Consider the following 1097-nt stretch of genomic DNA (forward strand, 5'->3'; position numbering starts at 1 on the left):
CCGTTGCCCGACGAATACGGCCCGCGGTTGTTCGGCGCCGATGTCCAACGGCGTCCGGACGGCGTGACCGTGCTGGCGGGGCAGGACCCGCGGATCAGCTGGGAACTGGACTACGCCGAGGCCTACTGGATCACCCACAGTGTCGCGGGGGAGCTGCTGGTCAACATGGAGAAGCTGCAGAACCTGGGCATCTCGGACGACGAAGCCCGGATCCGGGTGCTCGACTCGCTGGCCACGCAGATCGCCGACGCGGTCCGTCCCCAGCTCGCCGAGAAGGGCGACAACGGCATCGAAAGTCTGCTGCCGTCGCCCGTCGACGTCGATCCGGAAGCGCAGGACGACACCACCTTCAAGGCGATCGACGCGATCGTGCAGCGGTGGAACGTCGGCGACGTCACCCACGAATCGCTGGTGGTGCAGGTGCAGACGCTGCGCGAACTGCCACACGGCGAAGAACTGCCCGCATCGGTACTTGCCGAAAACCCGCACGAGAAGACGGCATTGGCGGTCACCGGCTGGAGCATTCTGCGGCAGGTCCGCGACACGGTGATGAACACATTCAACCTCGACGCGAGTGACTTCGACCCCGATGTGCCGTGCCTGCTGCAGGGCCCCAAGACGATCAACATCGGCGGCGAGGAGCGCTGCCTCGACGCCATCGAGGCTGACGTTCTGCCGCGCACCGGGGACGGCCGGCTGGTGGTCGACGGTGCCGTGAGCGCCGAGACGAAGCTCTACGACTTCAAAGCCAATTTCAAGGTCACTTACGAGATGGGTCTCGACGACATCCCGCGTGACCCGAAAGAGGAGGAGACCCGGCGGGTCAACCTCAAGACGATCGAGAGCCTCGAGGGCAGGCTGCGGACCGCACGGGAGAAGAAGCGCGCCGGCGAGGCCACCGATCACGACTACGAGGCGGAAGTCAAACAGGTCAATGAGTGGTTCGACGAACTTCCCAGGACCGTCGGCGTGCGCCCGACGCAGAACCCTCCTGAGCCGGACGTCAGCGCCGACTTCAGTCTGTCCGCGGCGGGCAAAGTCGCGACGGCTGCGGGTGCGGCCGCGATTGCCGGGTTGATTGCGCTGCCAGTGACGGC

1 protein-coding gene is annotated in these 1097 nt (G+C 66.1%); it reads left to right on the plus strand.

Annotated elements, in window-relative coordinates; translation table 11 throughout:
• Positions 1-1097 (plus strand): hypothetical protein (locus tag A9X01_RS30575; protein ID WP_172832543.1); only part of this gene is annotated, 1097 nt, incomplete at both ends.

Source organism: Mycobacterium asiaticum (assembly GCF_001668675.1).
Taxonomy (GTDB): Bacteria; Actinomycetota; Actinomycetes; order Mycobacteriales; family Mycobacteriaceae; genus Mycobacterium; species Mycobacterium asiaticum_D.